This is a genomic window from Hymenobacter psychrophilus (assembly GCF_900107135.1).
Taxonomy (GTDB): Bacteria; Bacteroidota; Bacteroidia; order Cytophagales; family Hymenobacteraceae; genus Hymenobacter; species Hymenobacter psychrophilus.
The window spans coordinates 1-1,928 of record NZ_FNOV01000043.1; the positions used below are offsets into that span (position 1 = coordinate 1).

General features: G+C 41.3%; 3 protein-coding genes. 2 read left to right on the forward strand and 1 reads right to left on the reverse strand.

Going from position 1 to position 1,928, the window contains the following annotated elements; translation table 11 throughout:
• Window positions 1-829: cupin domain-containing protein (locus tag BLW21_RS21415; RefSeq protein WP_217633900.1), on the reverse strand; the 829-nt coding region annotated here is incomplete at its 3' end.
• Window positions 830-1,187: 358 nt separating this feature from the next.
• On the opposite strand from BLW21_RS21415, the gene BLW21_RS20970 reads away from it, so the two are divergent.
• Window positions 1,188-1,658, forward strand: a complete 471-nt coding sequence (locus BLW21_RS20970) for a hypothetical protein (RefSeq protein ID WP_092744066.1) — start codon at window positions 1,188-1,190, stop codon at window positions 1,656-1,658.
• A 29-nt stretch (window positions 1,659-1,687) separates the two neighbouring features.
• On the forward strand, window positions 1,688-1,928 hold a 241-nt coding region (locus BLW21_RS21775; protein WP_217633901.1), incomplete at its 3' end, for a hypothetical protein.

A 1,928-nucleotide genomic window follows, 5' to 3' on the forward strand; every position in this document is an offset into this window, starting at 1 on the left:
ATTCTAGTTGCAACTCATCAGACAATAGATTATCATGATCAGATCTCAGAAAGCCAATAGGAAGTGCTTTACGAAGTCCTATATACTTTTGGCTTACACTCAATAGTGATTTCGTAATAAAATCAATCCACTGTGTAGACTGTATGCCGATAGTGATATGCATAGATGACTTATCAGTCGTATACGCCTCGTGAGGGACCCCCCGTGGTATATACAAGATATCTCCTGCACACATAGTAATCTCTGTTGCATTCGTGAGCTGCTCTCTTTGAAAGGTAGGTTGATAACTATTTAAAAGAGGTGTTTTAAAACGAGCATCGTCATATAATATCCAATGTTTTTTACCTGAAATTTGTATGGCAAAAACATCATGCGAATCGTAATGAGGAGAGAAAGCTTTCTCGTTTTCTGGTGTTAAGTAAAGATTTGCAGATAGATCATGACTAATCTGCTTGCGAATATTTTCTAAAAGTACTTTGATAGGATTCCAATATCGTTGAATTCCATTTATTAAAATAGAATATCCATCAGCATATGCAACATAGAGTTGATTTAAATTCAAACTTTCGTCTTTATTTTCATAAATACTCGGATTCATTGGCTGATTGCTTTTCACAACTTTCAGACTACTCCCTTGAGGACGGTTATACTCTAAAACCTTGTCTAGATCTTCAATTGAGAATAGCGAAGAAAAGAAATCTGGATTATCTCTTGGAATATGCAAAAACCGCTTTTCCCAATAGTTATTTTCAAACTCTTCTATACTTATCGGTTGAATTAAGTCAGAAAAATTTTTTAACTCATTCTGGGTTTCAATGTGTGCTTTCATTTGTTAAAAATTTTAGGTAGTAAATACTATTACAAAAATAGTATCAAAAATTCATTTAGCAGTAGTAATGAATATGTTTACAGCGCAAGAACATCCATCGAAGCTGTTTAGGAAGTCGTCAGTCACGCGCAAAACAGAGAAGCCCCCCCACAAAAGCGGGCAATTTGAGGTGCGACCCATCTGCTTTCCCTCCCTCATGGAAGTCTTGAGCAAATATATCATTACCCGCTGAATATTACCCTTGCTGCCGGCCCGTATTGGTGGCCGTCGCGCAACCATCGACCCGGCTGAGGTGGTGGGGGCCGTCTGCTACAAGCTCAAAACGGGCTGCCAGTGGCGCTAGCTGCCCGTAAAAGCCTTGTTTACCGGCGAGCCGCTGAGCTGGCAGGACGTCTACTACCACTTCAACATGTGGGGCAAGCCAGGGGGCTGGAATACTATCTGGCTCAACAGCTTGCGTCTGCATCGGCGCCTGCTCGATCTGTCCAGCATCCAACTCGACGGCAGCCACACGCCGGCTAAGAACGGCGGGGTGGCCATCGGCTACCAGGGCCGCAAATCAGCCCGCACAACCAATGCCCTTTTCCTGGCCGATAACCAAGGCATGCCCCTGGCGGGCAATCAGCAAGACACGTTCGACTTGGAGCGCGTGTTTGCCGAACTCTTTGCGCTGCCCGAAGCAGCCAACCTACGCTTGGATGGCTTATTTCTAAACGCCGACAAAGCATTTGATAATTGCCCCATCTTTTACTTCCTAAACAGCTTCATTATAACAAATTGGCAGAACATTATAGGTTCAAGATTCTTCTTTTTAATTCTCTGTTTATAGAATTAAACTGATTAAACGCCATAATAAAGATGGGTACAAGTCCAAACGGGATAACTAATGACGGAGCGAATCCTTTATTACTTGTATTGAACAGTACGAATCCAAGGAATCCTATTAAAATCCCTATTATCACACCGATAATAAAAGAGGTTTCTTTTTTCTCTTTAATTAAATCTTTTATTGACATATCAATAAAATTATCTTTTTGGAATATGTTTTTCATGTTTTCAGCATTTTACGACTACTGGCAGCCTGAGACTTGGGTGCACG